General features: G+C 64.6%; 20 protein-coding genes and 2 tRNA genes. 11 read left to right on the top strand and 11 right to left on the bottom strand.

Annotated features, from left to right (window positions below; genetic code table 11):
* Positions 1-118 precede the first annotated feature (118 nt).
* Entirely contained in the window at positions 119-757 is a 639-nt protein-coding gene (gene upp / locus JOF46_RS00440) for a uracil phosphoribosyltransferase (RefSeq protein WP_209905517.1), read from the top strand.
* A gap of 80 nt (positions 758-837) precedes the next feature.
* Here upp and JOF46_RS00435 read toward each other — a convergent pair whose 3' ends face one another.
* Both JOF46_RS00435 and JOF46_RS00430 read right to left on the bottom strand, forming a co-directional pair.
* Positions 838-2,490 carry a sensor histidine kinase gene (locus JOF46_RS00435; RefSeq protein WP_209905516.1) on the bottom strand — a complete coding sequence of 551 codons (1,653 nt, stop codon included), beginning with the start codon at positions 2,488-2,490 and terminating at the stop codon, positions 838-840.
* A complete protein-coding gene (locus JOF46_RS00430) occupies positions 2,487-3,227 on the bottom strand; it encodes a response regulator transcription factor (protein ID WP_113763161.1) in 741 nt (246 codons plus the stop codon). Before JOF46_RS00430 ends, JOF46_RS00435 begins: the two co-directional genes overlap by 4 nt.
* 588 nt (positions 3,228-3,815) lie before the next feature.
* Here JOF46_RS00430 and JOF46_RS00425 point away from each other — a divergent pair.
* A complete protein-coding gene (locus JOF46_RS00425) occupies positions 3,816-4,613 on the top strand; it encodes a winged helix-turn-helix domain-containing protein (RefSeq protein ID WP_209905515.1) in 798 nt (265 codons plus the stop codon).
* 232 nt (positions 4,614-4,845) lie between these two features.
* Here JOF46_RS00425 and JOF46_RS22485 read toward each other — a convergent pair whose 3' ends face one another.
* From JOF46_RS22485 to JOF46_RS00410, 4 genes are all read right to left on the bottom strand, one after another.
* Entirely contained in the window at positions 4,846-4,974 is a 129-nt protein-coding gene (locus JOF46_RS22485; protein WP_281070075.1) for a hypothetical protein, read from the bottom strand.
* An 865-nt stretch (positions 4,975-5,839) separates the two neighbouring features.
* Positions 5,840-7,216, bottom strand: a complete 1,377-nt coding sequence (locus tag JOF46_RS00420) for an NAD-dependent succinate-semialdehyde dehydrogenase (protein ID WP_209905514.1) — start codon at positions 7,214-7,216, stop codon at positions 5,840-5,842.
* 92 nt (positions 7,217-7,308) lie between these two features.
* Positions 7,309-8,373: an alcohol dehydrogenase gene (locus JOF46_RS00415; RefSeq protein WP_209905513.1), complete on the bottom strand. Its 1,065-nt coding sequence runs from the start codon at positions 8,371-8,373 to the stop codon at positions 7,309-7,311.
* 113 nt (positions 8,374-8,486) lie between these two features.
* Complete coding sequence (locus JOF46_RS00410; RefSeq protein WP_209905512.1) at positions 8,487-9,161, bottom strand: GntR family transcriptional regulator; 675 nt, start codon at positions 9,159-9,161, stop codon at positions 8,487-8,489.
* A 202-nt stretch (positions 9,162-9,363) separates the two neighbouring features.
* Here JOF46_RS00410 and JOF46_RS00405 point away from each other — a divergent pair, with 202 nt between their 5' ends.
* From JOF46_RS00405 to JOF46_RS00380, 6 genes are all read left to right on the top strand, one after another.
* On the top strand, positions 9,364-10,308 hold the full coding sequence (locus JOF46_RS00405; protein ID WP_209905511.1) for an alpha/beta hydrolase: 945 nt from the start codon (positions 9,364-9,366) through the stop codon (positions 10,306-10,308).
* Positions 10,298-11,917: a flavin-containing monooxygenase gene (locus JOF46_RS00400; protein WP_342592320.1), complete on the top strand. Its 1,620-nt coding sequence runs from the start codon at positions 10,298-10,300 to the stop codon at positions 11,915-11,917. Before JOF46_RS00405 ends, JOF46_RS00400 begins: the two co-directional genes overlap by 11 nt.
* 178 nt (positions 11,918-12,095) lie before the next feature.
* Positions 12,096-13,211: an ABC transporter substrate-binding protein gene (locus JOF46_RS00395; RefSeq protein WP_209905509.1), complete on the top strand. Its 1,116-nt coding sequence runs from the start codon at positions 12,096-12,098 to the stop codon at positions 13,209-13,211.
* Between the two features lie 558 nt (positions 13,212-13,769).
* Positions 13,770-14,291: a SixA phosphatase family protein gene (locus JOF46_RS00390; RefSeq protein WP_209905508.1), complete on the top strand. Its 522-nt coding sequence runs from the start codon at positions 13,770-13,772 to the stop codon at positions 14,289-14,291.
* 237 nt (positions 14,292-14,528) lie between these two features.
* Positions 14,529-15,683 (top strand): DUF1611 domain-containing protein, encoded by a 1,155-nt coding sequence (locus JOF46_RS00385; protein WP_209905507.1) that lies wholly within the window; start codon positions 14,529-14,531, stop codon positions 15,681-15,683.
* The gene (locus tag JOF46_RS00380; RefSeq protein WP_209905506.1) at positions 15,680-17,395 is read left to right on the top strand and encodes an ABC transporter ATP-binding protein; all 1,716 of its coding nucleotides are present in this window, start codon (positions 15,680-15,682) and stop codon (positions 17,393-17,395) included. Before JOF46_RS00385 ends, JOF46_RS00380 begins: the two co-directional genes overlap by 4 nt.
* A 19-nt stretch (positions 17,396-17,414) precedes the next feature.
* On the opposite strand, the gene JOF46_RS00375 is transcribed toward JOF46_RS00380, so the two are convergent.
* Genes JOF46_RS00375 through JOF46_RS00365 form a run of 3 tightly spaced genes read right to left on the bottom strand, consistent with a single transcriptional unit; the run spans position 17,415 to position 21,210 of the window.
* Positions 17,415-18,023, bottom strand: a complete 609-nt coding sequence (locus JOF46_RS00375) for a TetR/AcrR family transcriptional regulator (RefSeq protein ID WP_209905505.1) — start codon at positions 18,021-18,023, stop codon at positions 17,415-17,417.
* On the bottom strand, positions 18,020-20,338 hold the full coding sequence (locus JOF46_RS00370; RefSeq protein WP_209905504.1) for a YhgE/Pip family protein: 2,319 nt from the start codon (positions 20,336-20,338) through the stop codon (positions 18,020-18,022). The genes JOF46_RS00375 and JOF46_RS00370 overlap by 4 nt, the downstream gene beginning before the upstream one ends.
* A complete protein-coding gene (locus JOF46_RS00365) occupies positions 20,335-21,210 on the bottom strand; it encodes an ABC transporter ATP-binding protein (protein ID WP_209905503.1) in 876 nt (291 codons plus the stop codon). The genes JOF46_RS00370 and JOF46_RS00365 overlap by 4 nt, the downstream gene beginning before the upstream one ends.
* 157 nt (positions 21,211-21,367) lie before the next feature.
* Between JOF46_RS00365 and JOF46_RS00360 the strand changes: the two genes are divergently transcribed.
* Positions 21,368-22,393, top strand: a complete 1,026-nt coding sequence (locus tag JOF46_RS00360; RefSeq protein ID WP_209905502.1) for a lactonase family protein — start codon at positions 21,368-21,370, stop codon at positions 22,391-22,393.
* Positions 22,394-22,396: 3 nt separating this feature from the next.
* A complete protein-coding gene (locus JOF46_RS00355) occupies positions 22,397-23,167 on the top strand; it encodes an esterase/lipase family protein (RefSeq protein WP_209905501.1) in 771 nt (256 codons plus the stop codon).
* Between the two features lie 67 nt (positions 23,168-23,234).
* Here the strand turns inward: JOF46_RS00355 and JOF46_RS00350 are convergent.
* Positions 23,235-23,308, bottom strand: a tRNA-Arg gene (locus JOF46_RS00350).
* A gap of 281 nt (positions 23,309-23,589) precedes the next feature.
* Here JOF46_RS00350 and JOF46_RS00345 point away from each other — a divergent pair.
* Positions 23,590-24,771, top strand: coding sequence for a low temperature requirement protein A (locus JOF46_RS00345; RefSeq protein WP_209905500.1), 1,182 nt, complete (start codon positions 23,590-23,592; stop codon positions 24,769-24,771).
* A gap of 50 nt (positions 24,772-24,821) precedes the next feature.
* Here the strand turns inward: JOF46_RS00345 and JOF46_RS00340 are convergent.
* Positions 24,822-24,898 (bottom strand) — tRNA-Arg (locus JOF46_RS00340).
* Between the last annotated feature and the right edge of the window lie 81 nt (positions 24,899-24,979).

Here is a 24,979-nt window from a genome sequence, read left to right as displayed (position 1 = left end):
CGGCCCGGTCTGCGGCCCATTCTCCTCCCGGCCCAAAGGTTGGTCAATGGCGGGAATCACCCGAAGCCGGAATGCGAAAACCGGCAAACGGGCACATTCGGCTGGTAGATTTTGGTGCATGCGCGTACAGGTAATTGACCACCCGTTGGTGGCCCACAAGGTATCGGTCCTTCGAGACAAGAACACCCCGTCGCCGGTTTTCCGGCAGCTGACCGATGAGTTGGTGACCCTGCTGGCCTATGAGGCAACGCGCGAGGTCAAGACCGTCCAGATCCAGGTCGAGACCCCGGTGGCAACGACCACCGGCATCGCCTTCGCCAAGCCGACCCCGCTCGTGGTGCCGATCCTGCGCGCCGGCCTGGGCATGCTCGAGGGCATGACCCGCCTGGTCCCGACCGCCGAGGTCGGCTTCCTGGGCATGGCCCGCAACGAGGAAACCCTGGACATCATCACCTACGCCGAGCGGCTTCCCTCGGACCTGACCGGTCGCCAGGTCTTCGTGCTGGACCCGATGCTTGCAACCGGCGGCACACTGATCGAATCGATCAAGTTCCTCTTCGACCGCGGCGCAGCCGACGTCACCTGCATCTGCCTGATCGCGGCCCCCGAGGGACTGGCCCGCCTGGAGCAGGCCTACGGGGACAACGAGAAGGTCCACCTGGTCCTGGGTGCCCTGGACGAGAAGCTGGACGAGAACGCCTACATCGTTCCCGGCCTGGGCGATGCCGGAGACCGCCTCTACGGCGTGGCCCACTAACAACAACACGTACTTGCGGCGCCGCCGCGGATGGGATCAAGGGTCCCGATCCGCGGCGGCGTTTGTGTTGGGGGGCGGGCTCAGGCAGGCTTCGGCGGGGTCGAGGGCTTGGGCGGGACCACCAGCGGAAGCGGCAGGCGCACCTCGAAAACCGTGTTCCCCGGGGCCGAGGTGACATCGATGGATCCGTCGTGCGACTCCACGATGGCCTTGGCGATCGGCAGTCCCAGCCCGGTGGTGCCGTCGGCGCCGGAGCGCGCCGCATCGGCGCGGGTGAAACGCTTGAACACCAGCGGCAGGAAGTCCGGTGCGATGCCTTCCCCGGTGTCGGCAACCCGCAGCACCGCCTGGTGCGTGGCCGCATCGCGGGTGACGGAGACCGTGACGGTGTTGCCCTCGGAGGTGTGCTTGCGGGCGTTGGCCAGCAGGTTGGTGATGACCCGGCGCAGCGCGGAGGCGTCGCCCGAGACCGTCAGCGGGGTGTCCGGGACCTTGGGGATCCAGTGGTGGGTCGGGGCGGTGATGGCAAAGTCCTCGGTGATTTCGGCCGCCAATTTCCCCAGGTCCACCGGGGCCTTTTTGACGTGGTGCTTCTCGTCGAGCCGGGCCAGCAGCAGCAGGTTCTCCACCAGGGAGCTCATCCGGGTGCTCTGTTCCAGCACGCGGTTCAGCGATCGTTGCCCGTCGTCGGAGAAATGCTCGGTGGCGCTGATCAGTTCGGTGTAGCCGCGGATGGCCGAGAGCGGGGTGCGCAGCTCGTGCGACGCGTCGGCAACGAATTGGCGCATTTGTGCCTCAGAGGCCTCGCGCACCGCGAAGGCAGAGCCCACGTTGTCCAGCAGGGCGTTCAACGCCCTGCCCACCTCGCCGGATTCGGTGCCGGGGATCGAATCGCGGGGGGCAACCCGTGCCTCCAGCGCGGCGGTGCCGGATTCGAGTTCGGCGTTGGCCACCGAGGAAGCCACGGCGGAGACCCGCTGCAGCGGGGCCAGCGAGCGGCGGATGATCATCGAACCGACCAGGCCGATGGCGATCACCCCGGCCAGCGAAATGGTCAGCGTCAGGATGCCCAACGCGGCCAGGGTCCGCTCGTTGGGAGCCAACGGCAGCCCGGTGATCAGGACGCCTCCGGATCCGGGGTCCTTCTGGGCCGAGAGCAGGTAGTCGCCGATGCTCAGGTGCTTGACCACTGGCGGGGCATCGACCTTGACGGAGGACAACGGCAGCACGTCCGCGTCGGTGATGTCCTTGCGGTCTCCGGTCTTGGAGTCGAGCACGGCCCCGGAGATCAGGTAGCCGGGGACGAGCCGGGCATTGAGCGTTCCGGAGGCCTGGCCGGGGGCGAAAAGCGGGCCGGATGACGCGTCGCGTCCGTTTTGCGCGGAGTAGGTTGCGGCGCGTTCGGAAGCGAAGTCCAACTGTTCGTGCAGCTGCGACGCCATGGCCTGGCGCATGCCGGCATTCAACAGCAGCCCGATGACGGCGCAGATCAATGCGAGTGACCCGATGAGGGCCAGCAGCAGCTTGCGTTGCAGGGTGAGCCGGCCGAAGCGCTGCCTCAGCCGAGCGCTGAGCGGAACCTGTACGGCTTCCTGCCCGGGCTCTCCCGGTTCGGACGAGGCTGCCTCGAGGGCCGAGGCAGCCTCTGCGTCCCCGGCATCGGGCCGGGCCGCTTCGGCCGGCTGCGGTTCCGGTGCGTCGTGTGGCAGCAACGGGCGTGCGGGCTGGCTCATGACGCGGGCTTGAGCATGTACCCGGCCCCGCGCACCGTGTGGATCATGGCCGGGCCGTCGGCCTCGATCTTCTTGCGCAGGTAGGAAATGTAGAGCTCGACGATGTTGGCCTGGCCGCCGAAGTCGTAGTGCCAGACGTTGTCCAGGATCTGGGTCTTGGAGACCACGCGGCGTGCGTTGACCATCAGGTAGGAGAGCAGGTCGAACTCGGTGGCGGTGAGGTTGATGGGAACCCCGGCGCGGGTGACATCGTGGGAGTCGGAGTTCAGCACCAGGTCGCCGACCACCAGTTCGGCGCTGTCTGCGGCGGTGGCGCCGGAGCGTTCCACGAGCTTGTGCAGCCGCAGCAGCACCTCTTCGAGGCTGAAGGGCTTGGCGACGTAGTCGTCGGCGCCGATGCCCAGTCCCTCGATGCGGTCCTCCACCGCGTCCTTGGCGGTCAGGAAGAGCACCGGGACCTCGGGGAGGAAGGTGCGGACCTTGCGCAGGACCTCCGGGCCCTCGAAACCCGGCAGCATCCAGTCGAGCACCAGGACGTCGGGTGTCGACTTGCGGGCTGCTTCCACCGCCGAGGGCCCGTCATGCGCCACTGTGGCTTCCCAACCCAGCATGCGGGTGCCCATCGAGACCAGTTCGGCCAGCGAGGGTTCGTCGTCGACGACCAGCACCTTGATGGCGGTGCCGTCCGGGTGGGTCAGTCGGGGCAGTTGCGTAGGAGAAAATCGGGAGCTTGGCATGTTTCTAACTTTCCCTCCGGGGTGTAGGCCGGCCCTGTGGCCCGGCTGTGCGCGGGCTGTGAGGCATGGTGCATCCAGCCTACGGCCTGTGATCGCCGTGGGTCCGGTGGCTGCGGCGCCAATGCCTGGCGGGGCCGTTGCTTGGAGCCCGCTACGGGTGTAAGTCTGGCCGCATCGGCGGTAGGGATGGGGAGCATTGATCAGATTGCTTGCCCGATGGGAAATGACAGGGCATACCGCATGGCCAGCGGCCACCACATCACACATCTGCACAATGTGATGATCGTCACTTCAAGCGCTTGATGTCTCACATGGTGGACACTATCGAAGTTTGTTACTTGCGGGTTCCTTATATTACGAGGAAACTAGTGTTTGTGAATAGCGCAGCAATGACACCTCGGAGCCTTTTTGAAGGCGTGGCGATGACTCATCGCCAGTGTCATTGTCGAATGCCCAGCTGAGCGTCGGAACCCTTTCGACGCTCAGTGACACTCGCATCGCTCCCGCCCCTCGCACCGGCGAGGCAAGCGGAGCACCTAGGTATTCGCGCCATTCCGTGGCATTCACACGAGTTAGAGGTAAAGAAGCATGTCGGTAACGTCCGGATACGTCCATGTCTCAATCCGCAACGCCCAGTCCCGCGCCGCGGCAGCGCAGCGCAACACTGCTCCAGGCGGCTACACCCCTGCCGGCTATCGCCAGCTCCATGCGGTCCCGGCGGCCCACGAGACTCGACCGATGACTGCTCCGACCCCCATTGTGGCTCCCAGCGGAAGCCCCGGCCCGCAGCCGGTGGCAGGCGACACCACCGCACGCGGTTTCGTGCTCTATGTAGGTCTTGACGAGTCGGTGGCCCAGGCGCAGGGAACCTCGCTGGGCAAGCTGGCAACCCAGGTCCGCGCCTTCCTGGCCACGCTTTCCCCCGAAGCGCAGACCCATGCCGCCGTCGCACTGGCCCCGGCCAGCGCCCAGGGCGAAAACATCGACGTCGTGCGCCAGGCACTGGGGGACCCCACGGTCAACCGCCGCCCGCGCGTCGATGCCCGCCCCACGGCACCGCGCCCCTCCGGCGTGCTGATCGACCTGTCCCGCCGCGAGGTGCACCTTGACGGCGAGACCCTGAACCTCACGTTCAAGGAATTCGAGCTGCTGAACTACCTGGTGGAGAACGGCACCCGCACCGTGGGCCGCGACGAGCTGCTCACCAACCTGTGGCGCAACGCCGAAGAGGTCCCGAACGAGCGCACCATCGACGTGCACATCCGTCGCCTGCGCTCCAAGCTGGGCCGTCTGGCCAACACCGTGCGCACCGTGCGCGGCCAGGGCTACCGCTTCTACGAGCACCCCGAGGTCGTCGTCTGGGCCGCCCCGGAATACACCATATAAATTTCGTTTTATCCCAGTTGGGGGCTTGCGCGGCATTTGCCGTGCAAGCCCCCAACTGCATTAAGCGGTGCGGCGCTGTGCAGAAATCATGCCAGGCCCGGAACGAGTGCTATCCAGCCTGTTCCATGCCACACCTCGGTCTCACGACGACACCCGAGCCGGGCTCAACGTCGCTGCAGGGAGGAACGATGTACTGGCCCAAAGGATCTCCGGGGAGGGGACCAGGGAATTGTCACCGCAGGACCAACGCCAGCAGCACCCCGACAACGAACCCTGCGCTCTTGATGTTGTACGCGTCAAGCAGGGCGAATAGCACGATGCGCGACTGAGGATTGGTTCCAAAGAGTGACTGTGTGGGCAAGGGTGCTCAGACTCGAGATGCAATACCGACCATTCGAACCTGAAAAGTTCCGATGGACAACGACCCGGACACTTTTGCGGCACCAGTGGAAACCTTTTGAGGGCCCGTCCGGAGGTTGCCGGTGGCGGCGACCGGGAACTGCTTGGCAAGGCCTTGGAAGCGGGCTTCGCCAAGTCCGGCATCGTCCCGGTGAAGCCCGCTCGTCAGCGACTTTCTGAAACAGTTGAAGCAGATCGTCGAGTCAATCAACGTAACCCACAAGAGCCGGCTGGACCTCGACGCCCATGGTGGGCGCACCATTGCCCGGGTCACCGTGTGGGTGCTAGGGCGCCGCCTTGCACGGACTATGGCAATCTGGGGCAGCCGGGGGGCCGTCCGGCACCCACTGCTCTCATTGAGTGCCTGCGGCCGTAGATCCCTTGGAATCAGTCGTCTAGAAGTAGGTGGGAGGAATCCAGAGCCTTATGGACTCCGGCCAATGGCAGGTTCAGCAAAAGCATGGCATTGCCGATCTAAACGGCAGCAATCAACGCGCGGATCAAACTCGGTTCGTTATCCGGCAGCAACGGTCCTGACTGCAGCCGGATTGCTGGAGCACGACCAAGGTGACCGCCGCGATGGCGGAGTCGCAGCGGAACCCTATGCCCTGGTCAACGACGTGGTTGTGATGGCACGCCCGAAACCGGGCAGACCGCCGATCCCGAGAAAATCACGAAATCAACGGCCTCCCGGCATGTCATGGAAAATTGATACCAGGAAAGGAGCCCGCCACGACCATCACGGACCGGCTCCGGCGTCGCGAAACGCAGGATGTCAAAGGGTCACTCGAGCGATCGCAGAAAATTCCCGGTAGGTGGTGTCGGGATTAGACAGCTGGTGCCGGCACTCGGATCAGCTTCTTGTTGGAGAACTCATCGATTCCGTACTGGCCCAGTTCACGGCCGATACCCGAGCGCTTGATCCCTCCAAACGGAAGATCCGCCTGGGTTCCGGCGATGCCGTTGATGACCACCATGCCGGCTTCGAGGCGATCGGCAACGGCGTTTGCCTCGGCCGCATTTGAACCAAAGATGGCGGCACCTAAACCGAAATCGGAATCGTTTGCCAGCTCGATCGCATGTTCCGTATCCCGGGCGCGGTGTAGAACCGCCACCGGCCCGAAGATTTCCTCCCGGAATGCACGCATTTCGGGGGTAACGCCGGTCAAGACAACGGGACTCATGAACGCGTCCGAATCCCCGACGGATTCCCCTCCGACAAGCAGTTCGGCGCCGCGGTCCAGTGCGTCGTTGACGATTTCCATGATTTCCTCTCGCGCTTCGGCCGAGTAGAGCGGACCCAGGAACGTCGACGCGTCCATGGGATCGCCCGGCGTGATGGAAGAAGCTGCGGTAGAGAAGGCAGCGGAGAACTCATCAAACACGTGATCCAGCACGATCATGCGTTTGGACGAGACACAGGCCTGACCGGCGTTCGCGAACCGGCCGCGCAGTGCCAGCTTGACGGTCGAAGATAGCTTTTCCGAATCGAGGACGATGAGCGGATCGGATCCACCGAGTTCCAGGACCACCTTCTTCAGGTGTTTGCCGGCTTGGGCGGCGACGGCCGCCCCGGCTTTCTCGGAGCCCGTGAGCGATACTCCCTGGACGTGCGGTGAAGCAATCAAGTCATCAATGTCGTGGGATGAAGCCAAGAGGTTGATGTAGGCGTCCGCAGGGACCCCTGCCTCGTGAAGAATCTCATCAAAAGCGATTGCAGCTTGCGGGCAATTGCTTGCGTGCTTCAAAAGAATGGTATTTCCAAGCAACAGATTAGGAATAGCGAACCGAGCAACTTGATAGAATGGAAAGTTCCAAGGCATGATTCCCAGAATCGGGCCGATCGGACTGGTTCGTACGATGGCATGGTCGCCGCTGGCCGGGTTCAGTTTCTCATCTGCTAGTAGTTCCTGGGCGTTGTCGCCGTAGTAGCGACAAATGGAAGCAACAATTGAAATTTCTCCACGAGACTGCGAGATTGGTTTTCCCATTTCTCGCGTGATTATTTCGGAGAGCTCTTCGGCCCTGCCTTCAACAATATTCGCGACGTTGAGGATGATCTCTGCGCGGCGATTGACTGGGACCTCTTGCCAGGACTTGTACGCGGTCGATGATTGTTCTGCAGCCTGTGCAATCTGCTCGGGCGTGAGTGTTGGGAATTCTGCCTCGATGAGGCCGGTGGCGGGATTGGTTGAGCGGTACATGACTTGGGTTTCTCCTTAGCGGGGCGGTGGCAACTGCTAGAGTGCGGCGAGACACGCGGGTCCTATTATGAATGCAGAATGCATTCTTTGTGTTAATTGTTGGCAACAAGAACTACGCGACCGGACACCAGACGGGCTTCCAGGGCGTCCAGGGCGTTGCGCACGCCATCTTCCGACAGTGGGCCGAAGCTCACCGGTGCTTGGGGAAGCTGCCCCGATTTCGCCAATTCAACCAATTCGGTCAGCTCGCCAAGGTTGCCCACGAAGCTCCCTCGAAGGGTGATCATCTTCATGGCCAGCAGGGTTGTTGGGACAACCAGCTCCCCTCCAAAGAGACCGACCTGGACCATGATTCCGCCCTTCACGATCCAATCGAACCCCAAGGTTGAAGTCTGCGAATTGTTGACAAAATCGATGATTGCATCGGGGGAAAAGCCGAGAGCATCAACCACGGTTGCCCTGCTGCTCTCCGAGTCCATCAAAAATGTGTGGGTTGCGCCGGCGGCCGCAGCGAGTTCAAGATTGGCCGTATTCAAGTCAAGAGCGATCGTATTCCGGTGGCCCATTGCCGTGAGGATTGCAATGGCGCTCAGGCCGACGCCGCCGGCACCGATAACGGCAATTGGTGCTTCCGGGGGCAGCGGGAGGACCTTGTTGATGGCCGAGAAGGAGGTGACGCCTGAGCATGCCAGCGTCGCTGCCCACGATGGGTCCAGCCCGTTAATATCCAGCAAGTACTTTTCGTTGGGAACCAGGACATGGTCGGCGTATCCGCCGGGCAGCTGCCCGCCAATGGTTCGCGAGCGCGTGCAAGCATTTTCCCGGCCGTCCAGGCATCGCGTGCATTCGCCGCATCCAAGCCACGGGTATACGAGCAGTCGGTCTCCGACTTTCTTGTCGACAACGTCCCCGCCGACGGCCACTACCTCGCCGACAATCTCGTGACCCATGACGATGCTTTCACCCATTCCGCGAGCGGCGAGTGACATTTTTCCACGGCTACCAAGATCAAAATGACCTTGTCGCGCATGGATATCTGAATGGCAAACTCCACTGTGGGTAATTCGTAAAAGAACTTCTTTTCCTGCCGGTGAAGGGGTTTCCGACTCAACTTCACGGATGGACTGATCGGCAGTGAACGCAGCGAAAGACTTCAATGGAACTCCTCGGGGTATTGGCGTGACTTCTGCCACGCTCAAAACCATGACATGAATTTCACGGTTCTGTCTAGAGCGACAATTTTGCCGAGGATCTTTCGGAGGATGTGGCGCTAGGCCAACGTGACCACCTGATCCGGAGTCCGCTCGGTGGACATTGTGGCCACCAGCAGCTCAAAGAATTCGGAGACCTTGACGGCGGCCGCCTTGGTGTCGGGAAGCAATTCAGCTATTTCCGTAAATGCGGCATTCCAGAGGGGTGCAAGGTGTTTGTACGGGTAAAGGGAGATCCTGGCGCTACTGCGGATCACGAGACCCTGGGACAGTGCTCGCAGTTCCGAATTGCCGGCGAGTGCGAATATCTCGTTGACCATTTGCGTGACAGGACCACCCTCGGGTGGGCGTGTCTCGGGATGCGCAATGCCCTCGCCAATTTTCAGCATGATTTTTCGCAAGGGCTCGATGTCTTGGGTTTTTCCGTCAATCCTGTATAGCCCGATTGTGAGAAGTGCGCCCAACGCATCCATGAGTTCTTCCGCCTGGCGCTGGGTGAGGGTTGTGACCTGCCGGCGCTTGTTGGGCAGGACGTCGATCAGTCCTTCTGAGATGAGAACCGCAATTGATTCTCGAACCGGGGTGATGCTGACGCCCAGCCTCGCGGCAATTTCCGCATCCCTCACGGGTGCTCCCGGAGGGAGCGTACCCGTGGCGATCTCACTCCTGAGCTGCGCGGCAACGGCTTCGCCGAGAGTCGCTGGTGCGACGAAGTTGTTTGGCCCGGTTGTCATGGGTGCCTTCTCCTGAGTCGGGGGTGCGGGTGGAGCCGATCATCATAAAGCTTATTCCGGATTTCGGACAGAGCTGGCAAGGAAACAAGTTTTTCCTCAAAGCACTAGAAAAGAATGCATCATGCATTCTAGGCTGTTGTGACAAGGTTCACTTTGAATCGAGCTGCACCCCATCCACTCACTGAACTTGAAGGACTTCTCCATGGCCCTCGATGAAGCGACAACCGCACTTTTGCGCGCAGCACAAAATTCGGAAGCGGTTCCGTTCCACTCGCTTAGCCCGGTCGAAGCGAGGCGTCAGACTTCCGCCCGAGGTGCGTTGGCAGCGCCCGGTCCCGAGCTTGAAGAGACGCGTGACCTCCTTCTTTCTGTGGCGCCGGATGCGGAGATCCGGATGCGCATCCACAAGCCGAGCCTGACTCCGAGGTCCGTGGTGCTGTACCTTCACGGCGGCGGTTGGGTTCTCGGGGGTCTCGACTCGCACGATTCGATGGCACGTAACCTGGCCAAAAGCTCGGGTGCCACGATCGTCATGGCCGAATACAGAAAGGCTCCGGAACACCCCTTCCCGGTACCTGTCGACGATTCGTGGGCGGCTTTTGAATGGATGGTTGAAAACCGTGAAGTCGTGGCCGCACCCGAGGCAGCCATGTATGTTGCTGGCGACAGCGCGGGTGGAAACCTGGCAGCCGTCGTGGCGCACCGTTCCCGGGACACCGGGGTGGGCAAGCTCGCCGGCCAGATCCTGATCTATCCGGTGGTGGACCACGATCTGACTCGGCCGAGCTACCTTGCGCCGGAGAACCAGACGCTGCTTCCGGTGGAAGCCATGGAGTACTTCTGGGGGCACTACCTGCAAGATCCTTTCGGGCGGAGCCACCCGGAGGCTTCACCGCTCAAACGCGAAGATCTTTCCGGGCTTCCCCCGGCACTAATCATTACCGCGGAGCATGACGTGCTTCGTGATGAGGGAGAGCACTACGCGCGTGCGCTGTCAGCAGCCGGTGTCGACGTCGAGTTGCACCGGTGGCAGGGACAAATGCATGGGTTTATTCAAATGGTGGGAATACTGCCAGCAAGTTTAGAAGTGACAGAACTGATTGCGAGTCGCATCAGCGAAAACGAAAAAGTAGAAAGTGAGGCCTAACGTGCGTTTGCCAGATGAAGTCGATGTATTGGTTGTTGGCGCCGGATTCTCCGGTCTATACATGCTCCATAAGCTTCGGGGAATCGGCATGGAGGCCGTGGCCCTCGAAAAGGGCGACGGCGTGGGTGGTACCTGGTACTGGAACCGGTACCCGGGTGCCCGCTGCGATGTTGAAAGCCCCTACTACTCATACTCCTTTGATGCGGACCTGGAACAGGAATGGGAATGGACCGAACGTTACCCCGCGCAGCCTGAACTGCTTCGCTACCTTAACCATGTGGCCGATCGCTTCGATCTCCGGAAGGACATTTCCTTCGAAACGACGGCAGTATCCGCGATTTTCGACGAGGTTTCCGATGTCTGGACGGTGACCACCGTCGGGCCGGAGGGCGGCCAGGTGACTCGTGCTAGGTACTGCGTCATGGCGACCGGTTGCCTGTCCTCGGCCCGCATGCCGGATATCCCGGGTCTTGAATCGTTCGAGGGCAACTTGTTGCACACGGGAATGTGGCCTCACGAAGAGGTCGACTTCACCGGCCAGCGCGTCGGGGTTATCGGAACCGGTTCTTCGGGCATCCAGGCAATCCCGGTGATTGCCTCGCAGGCCGAGAACCTCCAGGTCTTCCAGCGGACCCCGAACTTCTCGGTTCCCGCCTTCAACGGACCGATTGACCAGGAGTGGGTCAAGGGAATCAAGGCCGATTACCCGGCACTGCGTGAACGCTCCCGACACACGACCATGGGCATTCCATACCAAAGGCGCGACCAGTCGGCCATGGAGGTCAGCGCGGAAGAGCGCCAGCGGATCTTTGAGCACCACTGGCCCAAGGGTGGATTCAGGATCTCTTCCTGCTTCAATGACCTCATCCGGAACAAGGAATCCAACGACGCACTTGCCACGTTCGTCCGGGGCAAGATCGACGAAATGGTGGATGACCCGAAAATCGCGGAACTCCTCAAGCCCCAGGACCACCCGATCACCGCAAAACGCATCTGCGTCGACACCGACTACTACGCGACCTATAACAGGGACAACGTAGATCTTGTAGACGTCAAGAGCGACCCGATCCAGGAAATCACGGCCCGTGGAATCCAGACGGCCGGCAAGCACTTTGAGCTGGATACGATCGTCGTGGCCACCGGTTTCGATGCCATGACCGGAGCCATGCTCCGCATGGATATCCGTGGACGCGGCGGCGCCTCATTGCGTGAACACTGGGACGCGGGAGCCCGCACCTACCTGGGCCTTGCGGTTGCCGGTTTCCCCAACATGTTCACAATTGCCGGACCCGGCAGCCCCAGCGTGCTGAGCAACATGGTCACCTCCATTGAGCAGCACGTCGAGTGGATCGCCGAGCACTTGTCTTACCTGGCTGAGCGGGGATGCGCTAGTTCCGAGGCCAACACCGTCGCAGAGGACGAATGGGTTGAGCATGTCCGCGAGCTTTCGGAAAAAACCCTGTTCCCAAGCGCCAACTCCTGGTACCTGGGCGCAAACGTTCCGGGCAAGCCTCGGGTGTTCATGCCCTACGTCGGCGGTGTCGGAACGTACCGGGCGCACTGTGAAGACATTGCCGCCCGCGACTATGAAGGATTCTTGATCAAATAGTCCTTCCCCGGGGGCCGCGGGGCCCTCTGGCTGGCTGGCCAGCTGCACATCGACGGCTTGCCGTGGGAGCAGCCACAGGGTCAACAGTCGCGGGGTACGCAGGGGCCCGAGGGCAACCAAGGTTTTACACATCGCACCAATAGAGCACCAAGTACCAATCAACCACTGAGGAGTAGGAATGTTTGAGTCAAGGAAAAACGGAACGACTTTTGGGGATCCGCGGATGTTGGGCTACGAAGTCTCGCGCCGATCGCTGTTACGGTATGTCGGACTTGGCGCTGCCGCGCTTGGCTCCGTCCCGTTGCTGGCGGCCTGCGGGGGAGGGGCCGAAGCCACCAAGGGCCTCACTAAATTCTCGGTTGGATCTTTCCCCGGGGATTCCTATTTTCTTGATACCGTCAATCTGGCCAACAAGGACTATGGCAGGCACGGCCTGGACACTCCCAAGCACCTGACCCCGCAAAGCGGCGTCCAATCGTTCCAGCTGATGGTGGCAGGCGCCCTCGACGGGAACGCCTCCGATTCGATGCTGTTGATGGCGACCCATGCGAACAGCACCAAGGGTAAGCGTCCGGTGCTCATCGGTTTCCGCACCGCGGAGACTTCCTACGGAATCGTCGGCGGCAAGGATTTCAAGGCTCCGGGTGCCGATGCGAGCTTTGAGGACAAGATGCAGTCGCTGAAGGGAAAGAAAGTCGGCGTTACGAGCGTTGGTTCGGGCAGTGACCTGCAGCTGAAGCTCGCCCTCGAGACGGCCGGAATGAAATACGGCGACGTGACGGTGCTGGGCGTCGGTACCACCGCCCAGGGGATCACGAACCTGCAGCAGAATCGCATCGATGCCTACGTCACCGTCCAGTGGACCTCGACTCGCTTTGCTGCCCAGGAAGCCGGCGGGAGCATCATCATTGATTTCGCGGAGCAGAATGTGCCCGATATTATGCGCAACCAGGCGGTACTTGCGATCGGTGTCCGCGAGGAAATGGCGTTGCAGCAGCCGGAGCTCGTCCAGAACTGGCTGGCGTGCCAGGAAGACGCCAATAAGTGGATCATCGATAACCAAAAGGCTGCAGCCGACCTGCTGAACACCACCGGACTCGGTGGCAAGGCACCTGAAATCGCTGCGGCATACATCGAGCACTACGCCACGGCCATTGCCCCGAGGATTCAGCCGATGTTCAAGGCCAAGAAGGAAACCGTTGAACACATGGCAATACTTGCCGAGCGTTTTGGCAGCGTCCAGAAGGGTGACATCGTGTATGAATCGCTGGTACCCGAATTTGCGCGGGCATAGGCGTAGCCGCGCGACGTGCCGAATCGTCCGCCGGCCCTGACCGGATACGGATATGGCCGGATAAACCATACGAAGGCTTGGTTGCCGAGCTCCCGGGCTCCTCGCCCCGGGTCCTGTCGAAGTCGAGGGCCAACCTGTACGAGATCCACCAGTACAGGTTGGCCCGCGTCACTCCTCCGCTGGAACCCGGAATCGATTCAGGGATCCGCTATAGGTCCTCGAACACCAGCGCTAGCGGGCTGAATTTTCCCGTTGCTACCATCGTTCCCTGGAACACGGGCTGTCTCGACTGCGCAATCACCATCCTGGGCAGCAGAGACGGCGGTGACATCGCCCCTGATCCGCTGTGGTTCCTCTCGCTGCTGGATCGGGAACGCACAAAACCCACCGCGACCACACCTGGCCAAGCACCAACCGGACTAAACCTGGCAAATGCAGGCCGCTGCGGAGACAACCCAAGACTTGATGTTTGATATTCCACGCTTTCACGATCCACCCGGGGCCGGCGGCGCGCAGCGCGGGGTGCTGCAATGACCAAAGCGGCTTAAGCTTGGGAACATGAGTGACCACCACCTGAAGCGACTCGTGTTGCTGCGCCATGCCAAGAGTGACTACCCGCTGGGTGTGTCCGACCATGACCGGCCGCTGGCCGCCCGCGGCAACCGCGAGGCGCCCGCCGCCGGTGCCTGGCTGCGCGAGCACGACGTGGTCCCCGACTACATCGTGCTCTCCGATGCCCAGCGGACCCGCGCCACCTGCGCGTGGGTCATCAGCGAGCTGGGCGAAAAGGCCCCCACGCCCTACATGGACTCGCGCATCTACGGCGCCTCGAGCACCAGGTTGTGCGCCATCATCAACGAAACACCCGACACCGTCACCACGCTGCTGGTCATTGGGCACCAGCCGGTGCTGCAGGAACTGGCCATGCGCCTGGCCTCGGCAGACTCGGACGAGGAAGCGGTCTACGAGCTGGCCATGAACTACCCGACGCTGGGACTCGCCGTGCTGCAGACCGAGAAGTCGTGGGCGGAAATCGACGGAAGGGACATGAGGGTCACCGAATTCGTGGTCCCGCGCTGAGGCACCGCGCAGGTGCCATAAATACTTCGATGAGAGTTTGGGGAGGGTCCAAACCCCGGGTTTCCGCACCGTTCCACCGCGAACATGAGAGCGGATGGACCGATTATGAGAACGCCCTCATGGAATGTTCATCCTTTGCTAACTTTGAGGCCTTTGACTTGGAACAACGCAAGCACCCAAGGCTTGCGGCCGCGGCAGCGCGGCACCTGATTCCCGGCATTGAAAAGGATTGTCCCCATGAGCATCAGCCCCAGCCTTGAAACCCGCACCATCGATGCAGCCCCGGCCGACGAAGGCCAATTGCGCCACCTGCAGCTCGGGGCCCGGCGGGCGCTGGAGATCCGTGCCGCCTACACGACCCGCTTCGTGGCCACCGAGTTCTCCAAGCGACCCGAGGACTTCCACCTGATCGCCGGTGCGGATGTGCACCCGCAGCCCGGGGACGTGGTCATCGCCCGTGTCGCCGAAATCGGCAAGCACACCCGCCTCGAATCCCCGGTCTCCCGGCGCCAGCTGATGTTCGTCGGCCAGGAGATCATGGTCGCCTACGGCAACCGCTACGCCCCGGACCAGTTCCTGGCCCACGTGCCCGAGACCCTGGAGCCCTGCCACCTGGTGGCAGGCGGCGGGCTGGCCGGATACGTCACCGAAATGCACGCCTCGATCGACGCGGCCACCGCGATCGAACCGGTAGGCCTGCTCGCCACCAAGGACGGCGTGGTGAACCTGCGCGACTTCGCCCCGCTGCAGGTCGGCACCCCGTCGCTGGCCGTGGTCCGCGCCGTGGGCGCCCCGCGCCCTCCGGTCATTGCGGTGCTGGGCACCTCGATGAACTCGGGCAAGTCCACCACGCTGGGCTGCCTGGTCAACGGGCTGGCCAACGCCGGGCTGCACGTGGCGGCGGGCAAGGCCACCGGCACCGGGGCCGGCAACGACCCGAACCTGTTCATCGACGCCGGCGCGTTCCCGGTCTGCGACTTCACCGACTTCGGCTACCCCACCACCTTCAAGCTCGCCTACGAGCAGGTCCGCGACCTGCTGGCCGCGATGATCGACGAGCAGGCCGCCTCCGGCGCCGACGTGGTCGTCATCGAGATCGCCGACGGCCTGTACCAGGGCGAGACCTCCAGGCTGCTGCGCGACCCGCTCTTCGCCGCCTGCGTGGACACCGTGGTGTTCTCCGCCCAGGACGCATTGGGTGCCCGTGCCGGGCTGGACGTGCTGCAGGATGCCGGGGTGCCGGTTGCCGCTGTCTCCGGCCTGCTCACCGCCTCCCCGCTGGCCACCGCGGAAGCCGCGGCCCAGCTTGAGGTCCCGGTCATCGACACCTACTCCCTGTGCAACCCCGAGGTCGCCACCGCCCTGGTCCCGGTGCGCGCCGACTCGCTGTGAGCGGCCACGACGCACTGATGGAGGACCGCCGGGCCCCGGCCACGGCGCCGCTGGGCATCGTTCCGGCCCCCGCGGACCGGGGACCGGCCCCGCGCCTGCCGAAGCTGGTCACCGGCAAGCGCCGCGGGCTGTTCCTTGCGCTGCTGGCCCTGGCCACCGGCTGCGGAGCCCTCGGGGTGGCCATCGCACTGCTGGTCGGCGCACTGGTGACCGGGGCAGCGGTGCTGCCGCTGGCCACGGGCATCGGGGCACTGATCCTGCTGCTGGGCGCCGGCCGCTACTCCGAACGCGTGCTTGCCGAAAAGCTGGGGCAGCACTACGTGGCGCAGCTGCGCCTGTCGCTGATCTCCCACTCCCTGCTGGCCCCCAAGGTGCCCTCGGTGGGCATCACCGTGGCGCGGGCCAGCAACGACCTCTCCTCGGTGCGCAACTGGGTAGCCCAGGGCATCGCCCCGCTGCTGGCCGGCATCCCGCTGGTGCTCATCTCCATGGCCGGGCTCTTCGCCCTCCACCCGGCCCTGGCCCTGGCCCTGGGGGTTCCAGTGCTGGTGCTGGCCGGCGTCCTGCTGCTCCTGGCCCGCCCCGCCTACGAGCGGGCCCGGACCCTGCGCCGGCACCGCGGAAACCTGGCCGCGCGCATCGCCGACACCGTCGCCGCGTCCTCCGCCGTGGTCGCCGCCGGCGGCGTGTCCCGCGAGCTGTCACGGGTGGAAGCCAGCGGCAACAGGGTCGTGGACGCCGCGGTGGCACGGGCCCGGCTGGCCGCGGTGCTTCGCGCCTGTTCACTGGGCATGCCGCTGCTGGCCACCGCCGTGGTGGTGCTGGTCTCGCGGACCGCGGCCCTGGGCCCCGGGCACATCGCCACGGCCCTGACGCTGCTGGGGCTGTGCGCTGCCCCGGTGGGCGAATGGGGGCGCATCGTGGAGTACCGGCAGAACTACCGGGCTGCCTCCCGGATCATTGCCCCGCTGCTGGCAGAAGAAGGCACGCTGTCGGCCGACCCCCGGCTGCGCCCGGGAGCGACTCGGGCCGCCGCCGAGATCCAGGCCTCGCGAATCTCCGGGGTGTGGCTGCGCGGGGTGGAACTCGACGGCAGGCCCGTCCCGGAGCTGGACGCCAAGCCCGGGGACCGGATCCGGATGGTTGGTGCTGACGCGCGGGCCCGCGGGGAACTGTTCGGCATGCTCGCCACGGCACGCACCGCCGGAGGCCCGATCCTCGGGGACCTGGGGGAAGATGCAGCAGGACGGGGTGCCGGCTACGTGGTGGCAGGGGTGGTGCCCGCGGCCGTTGCGGAGAAGAAACGCCGCCGGCTCATCGGCGCGGCCTTCGCCTCCATGGTGCCCGAGCGCGGAACCGTCCTTCGGGCCCTGCGCTACCGCCGGCCCGAGGCAAGCCCCGCCAAGGCGCTGGCGCTGGCCGCGCGGCTGGGGCTCGACGCAGCTTCGCTGGAACACGGGGAAACCACGCTTTTGCGCCGCGGCGGGATGCCGCTGGATGCCGCCCAACGCGCCGGGCTCATGGTCGCCCGCGCGATGCTCGGCTCCCCGGAGCTGCTGCTGCTCAACGAGATCGACTCCCACCTCGACGCCGCTGCCCGGCGCGAGCTGGAGGCCATGCTGCAGTCCTACCGCGGCGTGGTGATCGTCGGCTCCGATGCCGCATGGTGCTCCGGCTACCGGGAATGGGACCTGGACGGGCCGGCGGCCTGAAGGGAAACCGCTTGGGGACTCAGCGCAGCGGCGCGGTGAAGGCCATGACCGCCTCCACGCAGCTTTCGACGCTGCGTTCGGGGTGGAACACCAGCCGGTCCCGTCCCAGGATCAGTGCCGCACCGAAGATCGCGGTGGCCAGGGTGCCCAGGTCCACCGCCGGTGCGAGGCGGGCCGGCGGGCCGTCCGCGGCCATCCGGGCCAGGGCGTTGCGCACCAGGGCGATCACCTCGTGGCGCAGCGTGGCCAGCGCGGCGGCCCAGTCGCTGTCGGCCTGCCATTGCTCGGAGATCCACAGCTGCGCAAACGACGGGTATTCGGCAATGAATTCCAGGGCGTCGGCGATCATCAGCCGCAAGCCGTCGGCGGCGTCGGGGACCTCGGCGGCCCGCTCGAAGCGCTCAAAGAGGATCGCAGCCCCGTAGTTCAACAGCTCGCCGATCAGCTCGGACTTGGAACCGAAATTGTAGTAGACCGTGCCCTTGGAGACCCCGGCGGCCTTGGCGATCTCATCTACGCTCACCTCGTGGTGCCCGCGCGCACCGATCAGCTCCATGGAGGCGGTGAACAGGCGGTGCTTCGAATCGGTGGCCCGCACGCGGGTGCGCGGGGCGCTTGGTTCACTCATGCGCTCAGCTCCGGATGCAGGGTTTTCAGGGACCAGGTCTTATGCAATCGTACCGCCACGGTGCTGGCCACCAGGCCCAGCACGGTGTAGCCGATGAGGCCCGCCACGATGGGTCCGAGCACCGAAAGGTCGGCCCCGTACATCAGGTGGCGCAGGCCCGTGACCACGTGCCCCATGGGCAGCCAGCGGTGCGCCACGTGCAGCGCCTCGGGGGTGGTTTCCCACGGGAAGGTGCCGCCGGAGGAGACCAGCTGCAGCACCATCAGCACCAACACCACCATCTTTCCCGGGGTCCCTGCCAGCGCACAGATGCCCTGGATGATCGCGGTGAACGCCATGGAGGCCAGCAGGAACAGCCCCCAGGTCATCCACGGGTGGGCGGTGTCCAGGCCCAGTCCGTAGAGCACCACGGCGTAGAGGATGGTGCCCTGGAGCATCGAGATGCCCAGGAACGGCAGCCAGCCGCCGATGGCGATCTTCCAGTTCGCGGCGTTGGAGGCCAGCGCGCGCTTGGTGATGGGGCGCATGATCTGCACCAGGATGAAGGCACCGATCCAGATGGCAAGGGTCATGAAGAACGGGGCCAGTCCCTCGCCGTACACCCCGGCCTTGGCCTGGTCGGTGCGGGCAATGTCCACGGGGTCCCCGATGACCGAGGAGACCTGCTCGCGGGCCGCGGCATCCGGGTTGGGCACCTCGTCGGTGCCGTCGGCCAGCTTGGTGGACAGCTCCCCGGAGCCGTCGCGTAATTCGGTGGCGCCGTCGCCCAGCTCGCCCACGCCCTCGCGCAGCTCGCCGACCCCGGAAACCAACGAGGAGGTGCCCGCGTGCAGGGTGTCGGCACCCTCGGCCAGCGATCCGGCGCCGGAGTCGAGCTTCGTGGCCCCGGCCAGTGCGTCGTGCTGCCCGTCGGCCAGGGTGCCTGCCCCGGTGGCCAGGGTGTGGGCGCCGCCGTTGAGCTTGGACGCGCCGGCAGCGGCATCCCGGATGCCCGTCTTCAGTGCGGGCATGGCCCCGGCCAGCTGGTGGGTTCCGTCTGCGAGGGTCCTCAGCCCGCCGGAGAGTTCCCTGGCACCCGCGGCGACCTGGGCCGACCCGTCGGCGAGCGCGGAGATCTGCGATCGGGCGGTGGTCAGCTGCTTCCTGGTGTCGGCGACCTGGTTGGCCACGCCGCTGGAGGCGGCGGCGTCCTTGACGTCGCTGCGGAGCTTCTGTGCCTGGTCCCGGGTGAGGACCCCGTCCTTCACCAAGGTGTCCAGCCGGGCATCCAACGTGTCGGTGGCCGAATCAATGCGGCTCTCGGCATCCTTCTCCAGGGCCGTGAGGGTGTCGGCCGCCTGCGTGACCTTGTCATCCAGGGCCTTGTTGCCGGCAGCGACCTGGGCGGCACCGGAGGAAAGCTTCTTGGAGGCATCGGCGGCTTTTTGCGCCCCGCCATCGAGCTGCGCCGTCTTGGCCGGAAGCGAGGAGGTCTTGGACTTCAGTTCGCCCAGCCCCGTGTTCAGCTCGGAGGTGCCCGCCGCGAGGGCATCGGCGCCGTCGGCGAGCTTGTCGGTCCCGGAAACCAGTTTCTTCTGCCCGGCCACCAGGGTGCCGGTCCCCTCGTGCAGGGTGTCGGCTCCGTCCGCAAGGTCCGCGGCACCGGTGTCGAGCTTGATGGCCCCGTCCTGCAGGCTCCCCACGCCGTCGGCCAGCGTGGTGACCCCGTCGGAGAGCTTGACGGTCCCGGTGTGCAGTTCCCCGGCGCCGTCCGCGGCCTTGGCCATGGACGAGTGGATGTCGGAGAAACCGGACAGCAGGGCGTCGGCGGTCTGTGTGCCGACCTCCTTGGCCACGGTGTTGTGGACCTGTCCGGCGAGCTTGTCGGCGAAGGTGCCGACCATGTAGTTGTTGGCGTCGTTGGTGGTGATCTTCAAGATGGCCTGCCTGGCCTTTTCGAAGTCGCCCGGGGAGGCAAGGTTCGCCGAGAAGTCCTTCGGGATGGTCATGGAGAATGCATAGTCGCCGGAGGCGACCCCGGCGTTGGCCGCGTCCTCGGAAGCAACCACCGTCCAGCCGAAGGTGCCGTCCTGCAGCAATTCCTTGGTGACGTCGTCTCCGACCTGCAGTTCCTTGCCGTCCTTGGTGGAGCCCGTATCGAGGTTCACGATGGCGGCCTTGACGTTGTCCAGGTGCGCGTACGGGTCCCAGTTCGCGTAGAGGTACAGGGCTCCGTAGAGCAGCGGAACCAGGCACATGGCGATGATTGCGATCCGGGGCAGGGCCCCGGAGGTCATGCGCTTGAGTTCGGACAGGGCGAGGCGCAACGTGGTCATGAATTTTCCTTCGGTGCACTCAAGGGCAAGGTGGTTTCGGCCGAATCGGTGTCGGTTGCGGGTTCGTCCGCGGGCGCGATGTCGGGCTCCTGCCGTGAAGGCGAGGCCTCGGGAACCGGGGTTTCTTCGGGGGCGGGCAATGCCGGGGCCGGCGCGTTCCCCGAAACCTCGACGGGAGCGGCCGCCGTTCCGGAGCGCGGCCCGGATTCGGTCGCATGTGCGGGTGGCTGTTCCTGGGCCACCGCCGGCTTTTCCTGCACCTGGCCCGCGTGTGCACTGGAGCCGTCCCAGTTTTCCGGGATGCGTTGGACCACGGCGACCACTGCCGGTGAACGGCGGGAGGTGGCCACGGAATGAAGGTAGCGGGTCCAATCGTCCTCGGGGATGCCGTGGCGGTCGGGGGAGTCGAAGACCAGCAGCTCGATGGAGCGGTCCTCGAGGGCCAGGTGGGTGAGCAGCGTGAGGCGCTCGAGCGGGTCAATGGCGTCGAGCCATTGGTTGGCCAGCGAATCCATGCCGTGCTTCCTCATCCAGGCGTCGATGCCGCTGCGCCGCCAGATCGGGCCGGGCTGCAGCGCCAGGTCCTCGGCCACGAGGTCACGGACCTTCAGGTGCGCCTCGGGTTCGTTGATTTCCGGGGAGTCGACCAGCGCGCTGATGCGCCGCACCGAACGCAGGGCGGTGGTCCCGGACCAGCTCACGGTGCCCTTGCCGGGTCGCATGCGCGCGCTGAGCCCCAGGGCCAGCGCGGTGCGGGTGGGCTGGGGCTCGGCCGCCACCAGCAGGAGTTCGCCGCGCGCAACGGCGAGGCTTGTGGGGTTCAGCAGGGGCAGGTGGCGTCCGGCAATGGCCAGGTTATCGGCGATGAGCACAGCTAAAGCGTAAACCAAACTGACTGGTCAGTACAAATAGTATGGATGTTGGATTCCCCACCTCGGTGTGTGGCGCAAGACGGGACCAACGACACGATCGGGCAACATTTCATCGCTGACCACCACGCGGGAGGGGCGGCGGGGGAGGATTGGAGGTATGGACAAGAGGTTTTGGGTCGGAGGCTATTCGCCCGACGGCGGCGGAACAAGCCTGGGCATCCGGGCCATCGGGATCCGCAACGGCGTGCTGAACGACCTGGGCCTGGCCCACGCCGCCGATTCGCCCTCGTGGCTGGCAACCCACCCGAAGCTGCCTGTGCTTTATGCGGCGCTCGAACACCGCGGAGAGGTCGCTGCCTACAGCATCATCGGCAGGGATCGGCTCGAACCCCTAGGCAGGCCCGTGCCGGCCGGGGACCTGGTGTGCCACCTGGCCGTTGCCGCTGCCGCAGGGGCACTGGTTGCCAGCTGCTACGGGGACGGGAAGGTGCTGGCCTACCCGATCAACCTCGACGGGTCCCTGGCGGAACCGTCCACGGCCCCGGCCTCGGTCGACCCCTTCGCCGTGCCCGGGCACGAAAGGCGCGCCTCGCGGTCGCACCAAAGCACGGTGCTGCGCTCGGGCCGGGTCATCACCACCGACCTGGGCCACGATTCGGTGCGGATCTGGGACCTGGTCGACGGGGAGCTGCAACTCCGCCAGCAGGTCGCGTTGCGCAAGGGGGACGGCCCGCGCCACCTGGTGGAGCATCCCTCGGGGCTCATCTATGTAGTCACCGAACACAGTGCCGAGGTCATCGCGCTGGGCGCCGATGCCGCCGGGGACTACCGGGAAGTCTCTCGGAGCGCCCTGGGCGAGTCGATCCGGGCCGGCGAGCATTTCCCGGCGGAGATATCGTTGGACCTGCCCACCAACAGGCTCTACATCGGGGTCCGGGGCGCCCGGGTAATGGCCGTGCTGGGGCTGAACGCCGGGCGCCCGGTCTTCCTGGGCAGTGCCCCGTGCGCGGGGGAGTGGCCCCGGCACCACGTGCACGTCGGCAACTCCCTCTTGGTGGCCAACCAGCTCTCGAACACCATCGAGGCCATCGGGCTGGACTCCGCGGACGGGTTGCCCAGCCGGCGCCTCAGCTCCCTGGCGTTGGAAAGCCCCACCTGCATCGCCGCGCAAGTGACAAACTGAGGCATGGAATCGGTCCGGCGCCGTGGAGGCGGGGATGGGCCCGGTCCACTGGCACGCCCCTGGTGGTGGGCACTGGACTATGCCTACGCCGGATGGCGGCAGATGCGGTCCGTGGTCCGTCGCCGGAGCCCGGAATCGTTCAATAGCGGAGACCCGAGGCTCCCCGCCATCGTGTTGCTGCCCGGCGTCTATGAGACCTGGAGGTTCCTGGAACCTGCGGCACTGCGCCTGAACGGGGCCGGGTACCGCGTGTACGCGGTCCCGGAACTCGGGGCCAACAAGCTTTCGGTTCCCGAATCCGCGCAGCTGGTGCGGCGGCGCCTTCGGGAGCTTTGCGAGGTCCACGGGATTGGGCAATGCATCTTGCTGGCGCATAGCAAGGGAGGGCTGATTGGCAAGCATGCGATGCTCGACGGGCTGCTGCAGGAGCCACATGGATCCACCGCGGGGGAGACGGCCCGGATCAGGGGCCTTGTTGCCGTTGGCACCCCGTTTGGCGGATCCGTTTATGCCCGATATCTGTTTTCCCGCACATTGCGCCAATTTTCTCCCCGGGATGCGGTCCTGCTGTCGCTGCAGGCACAGCAAAACGTCAACAACAGGATCGTTTCCATCTTTGCCCAATTCGACCCGCATATCCCGGGAGGAAGTGCGCTCGCCGGGGCAACAAACGTGCGACTTCCGGTGGCGGGGCATTTCCGCACGCTGGGAGATCCTCTCGTGCTGGCTGCCGTCGAGGAGGCCGTGGCGTCCTTGGGCGATGGCGAAGGCTAGCCGGGCGGGAACCTGTGGGAAAACGACAAGAGCCGCAATCTTTCGATTGCGGCTCTTGTGCGATGTGTGCGCCCAAAGGGATTCGAACCCCTGACCTTCTGTTCCGTAGACAGACGCTCTATCCAGCTGAGCTATGGGCGCATATTTTGTTGTTGCCCCGCCTCACGGCTTGACCTCGAATAACTATACATACCTTTGGCTGGCTGGTCGATTCAGGAAAGCGAATCGTGCGCTAGCTCACGCCCCGGTGCGGGGAGTTGGTTTTCCGTCCTGCCTCTCACCCAGGCACCATCGCCGCGGCCCAAACCTAGCGCGGGTTCGGTCGCGCGCCCATAATGGGAACCGTCAACGCCGGCAGCCCTGGTGCACTTCCCGTCGCCCGCCCGGGCCGGCCGCGCAAGTGCGGAAGGAGAACGGGTCCGATGTCCACTGCCGATCCCGCCTTGCCGGGCAGCCCCGCACACGAACGGCCGGATCGGGACGAGAGACCCGTGGACTGGTACGAGCTCTTCTTTGACCTGGTCTTTGTTGCAGTCATCGCCATCTCCGCCCAGGCCCTTGAGGAAGGCCCGCACCTGTGGGTGGTGATCGAGTTCGTGCTGCTGTTCTTCCCCTTGTGGTGGGCCTGGGTCAACCTGATGATCTCCAACAACCTCTATGGAAGCCGATATCCGTCCATGGGCGTGTTCGTGGTGGCGGCCATGCCCGGCCCCGCGGCCATGGCGATAGCCATGGCCAGCGGAATCGAGGAATATGGGTGGCTGTATGCATCCGGGGCTGCGTGGATCCGGCTGGTGTTGCTGCTCATCTGGCTCATCCCGTACAGGGCAAGGCTCGTGGAGGTTCCGCTGTGGCGCCCGCTTGGGTACAACCTCGCCACCGCCGCGCTGTGGGTGGGGTCGATAGCGGTGGAGACGCCCTACCGCTATCTGCTGTGGGCTGCGGCGGTTGGCGCAGAAATGATCCTGTTGGTGCTTCGCCGCGGATTCGCCTTCGAAGTGTACGAACAAGTCTCCATTTCGCATTTGCTTGAGCGTATCGGGCTGTTTGTTGTCATCGTGATCGGCGAGGCCGTCTATCTGGGCGTAACCGGCCTGGCCCGGCATCCGACCGTCGGCGGTGCGGCCGCGGCGCTTTGCGGTTTCCTTGCCTGTGCCCTGCTGGCCCGCGCGTTCTTTCGCGGAGGAGTTCCCCGGACGGCGTCCGGACTCGATGCCGCCAGGCGGGCCGGTTCCTATTCGGCAATGCGCGATGTCGTCATGTACTTTCCGTTCATTGCCGTTGCCTCGCTCACGCTCATCGCCGCGGCCGTCGGCATCGCAGTGGCCCATCCGGTGATTCCGCTGTCCGGAAGCGCCCGGACGTTGCTCGCCGTGGGTGTTTGCGGTTTTTACCTGTGCAATGCGGTGATCGGATTGCGGCTTGGGCGCAGGGTTGGCCGCGTTGCCGTCTTGTTCGGGCTGGCCGTGCTGTTGCCTACGCTGGCCTGTCTGTTGACCGGAGGGCTGCAAGCGTGGGCAACCGTGGGATTCGTTGCCCTGGCCCTGCTCGCCTTGGATGTCATCGGCGGTTCACTTGGAGCCCACTGGTATGCCCGCCGATAGGGGGGGTGGGAGAAAGCAGAAAGGCCACGATTTCTCGTGGCCTTTCTTGTTGGTGCGCCCAAAGGGATTCGAACCCCTGACCTTCTGTTCCGTAGACAGACGCTCTATCCAGCTGAGCTATGGGCGCATATTCTAATTTTTGGTACCAACCTTGCGGTTCGACCTCGAATAACTATACATACGATTGCCGTCCGCGCAAAATCCGGGG

The organism is Paeniglutamicibacter psychrophenolicus, assembly GCF_017876575.1.
Lineage (GTDB): Bacteria > Actinomycetota > Actinomycetes > Actinomycetales > Micrococcaceae > Paeniglutamicibacter > Paeniglutamicibacter psychrophenolicus.
Note: the sequence above shows the minus strand (reverse complement) of the source record. Positions and strands in the feature narration are given on the sequence as shown.

Excerpts from the sequence above, each read along its gene's own strand:
- JOF46_RS00370 (WP_209905504.1), bottom strand. The coding sequence starts at position 20,338 with ATGACCACGTTGCGCCTCGCCCTGTCCGAACTCAAGCGCATGACCTCC.
- JOF46_RS00345 (WP_209905500.1), top strand. The coding sequence starts at position 23,590 with ATGTCCACTGCCGATCCCGCCTTGCCGGGCAGCCCCGCACACGAACGG.
- JOF46_RS00410 (WP_209905512.1), bottom strand. The coding sequence starts at position 9,161 with ATGACAACCGGGCCAAACAACTTCGTCGCACCAGCGACTCTCGGCGAA.
- JOF46_RS00375 (WP_209905505.1), bottom strand. The coding sequence starts at position 18,023 with ATGAGTGAACCAAGCGCCCCGCGCACCCGCGTGCGGGCCACCGATTCG.
- JOF46_RS00385 (WP_209905507.1), top strand. The coding sequence starts at position 14,529 with ATGAGCATCAGCCCCAGCCTTGAAACCCGCACCATCGATGCAGCCCCG.
- upp (WP_209905517.1), top strand. The coding sequence starts at position 119 with ATGCGCGTACAGGTAATTGACCACCCGTTGGTGGCCCACAAGGTATCG.
- JOF46_RS00405 (WP_209905511.1), top strand. The coding sequence starts at position 9,364 with ATGGCCCTCGATGAAGCGACAACCGCACTTTTGCGCGCAGCACAAAAT.
- JOF46_RS00355 (WP_209905501.1), top strand. The coding sequence starts at position 22,397 with ATGGAATCGGTCCGGCGCCGTGGAGGCGGGGATGGGCCCGGTCCACTG.
- JOF46_RS00390 (WP_209905508.1), top strand. The coding sequence starts at position 13,770 with ATGAGTGACCACCACCTGAAGCGACTCGTGTTGCTGCGCCATGCCAAG.
- JOF46_RS00435 (WP_209905516.1), bottom strand. The coding sequence starts at position 2,490 with ATGAGCCAGCCCGCACGCCCGTTGCTGCCACACGACGCACCGGAACCG.
- JOF46_RS00425 (WP_209905515.1), top strand. The coding sequence starts at position 3,816 with ATGTCGGTAACGTCCGGATACGTCCATGTCTCAATCCGCAACGCCCAG.
- JOF46_RS00420 (WP_209905514.1), bottom strand. The coding sequence starts at position 7,216 with ATGTACCGCTCAACCAATCCCGCCACCGGCCTCATCGAGGCAGAATTC.
- JOF46_RS00360 (WP_209905502.1), top strand. The coding sequence starts at position 21,368 with ATGGACAAGAGGTTTTGGGTCGGAGGCTATTCGCCCGACGGCGGCGGA.
- JOF46_RS00430 (WP_113763161.1), bottom strand. The coding sequence starts at position 3,227 with ATGCCAAGCTCCCGATTTTCTCCTACGCAACTGCCCCGACTGACCCAC.
- JOF46_RS00395 (WP_209905509.1), top strand. The coding sequence starts at position 12,096 with ATGTTTGAGTCAAGGAAAAACGGAACGACTTTTGGGGATCCGCGGATG.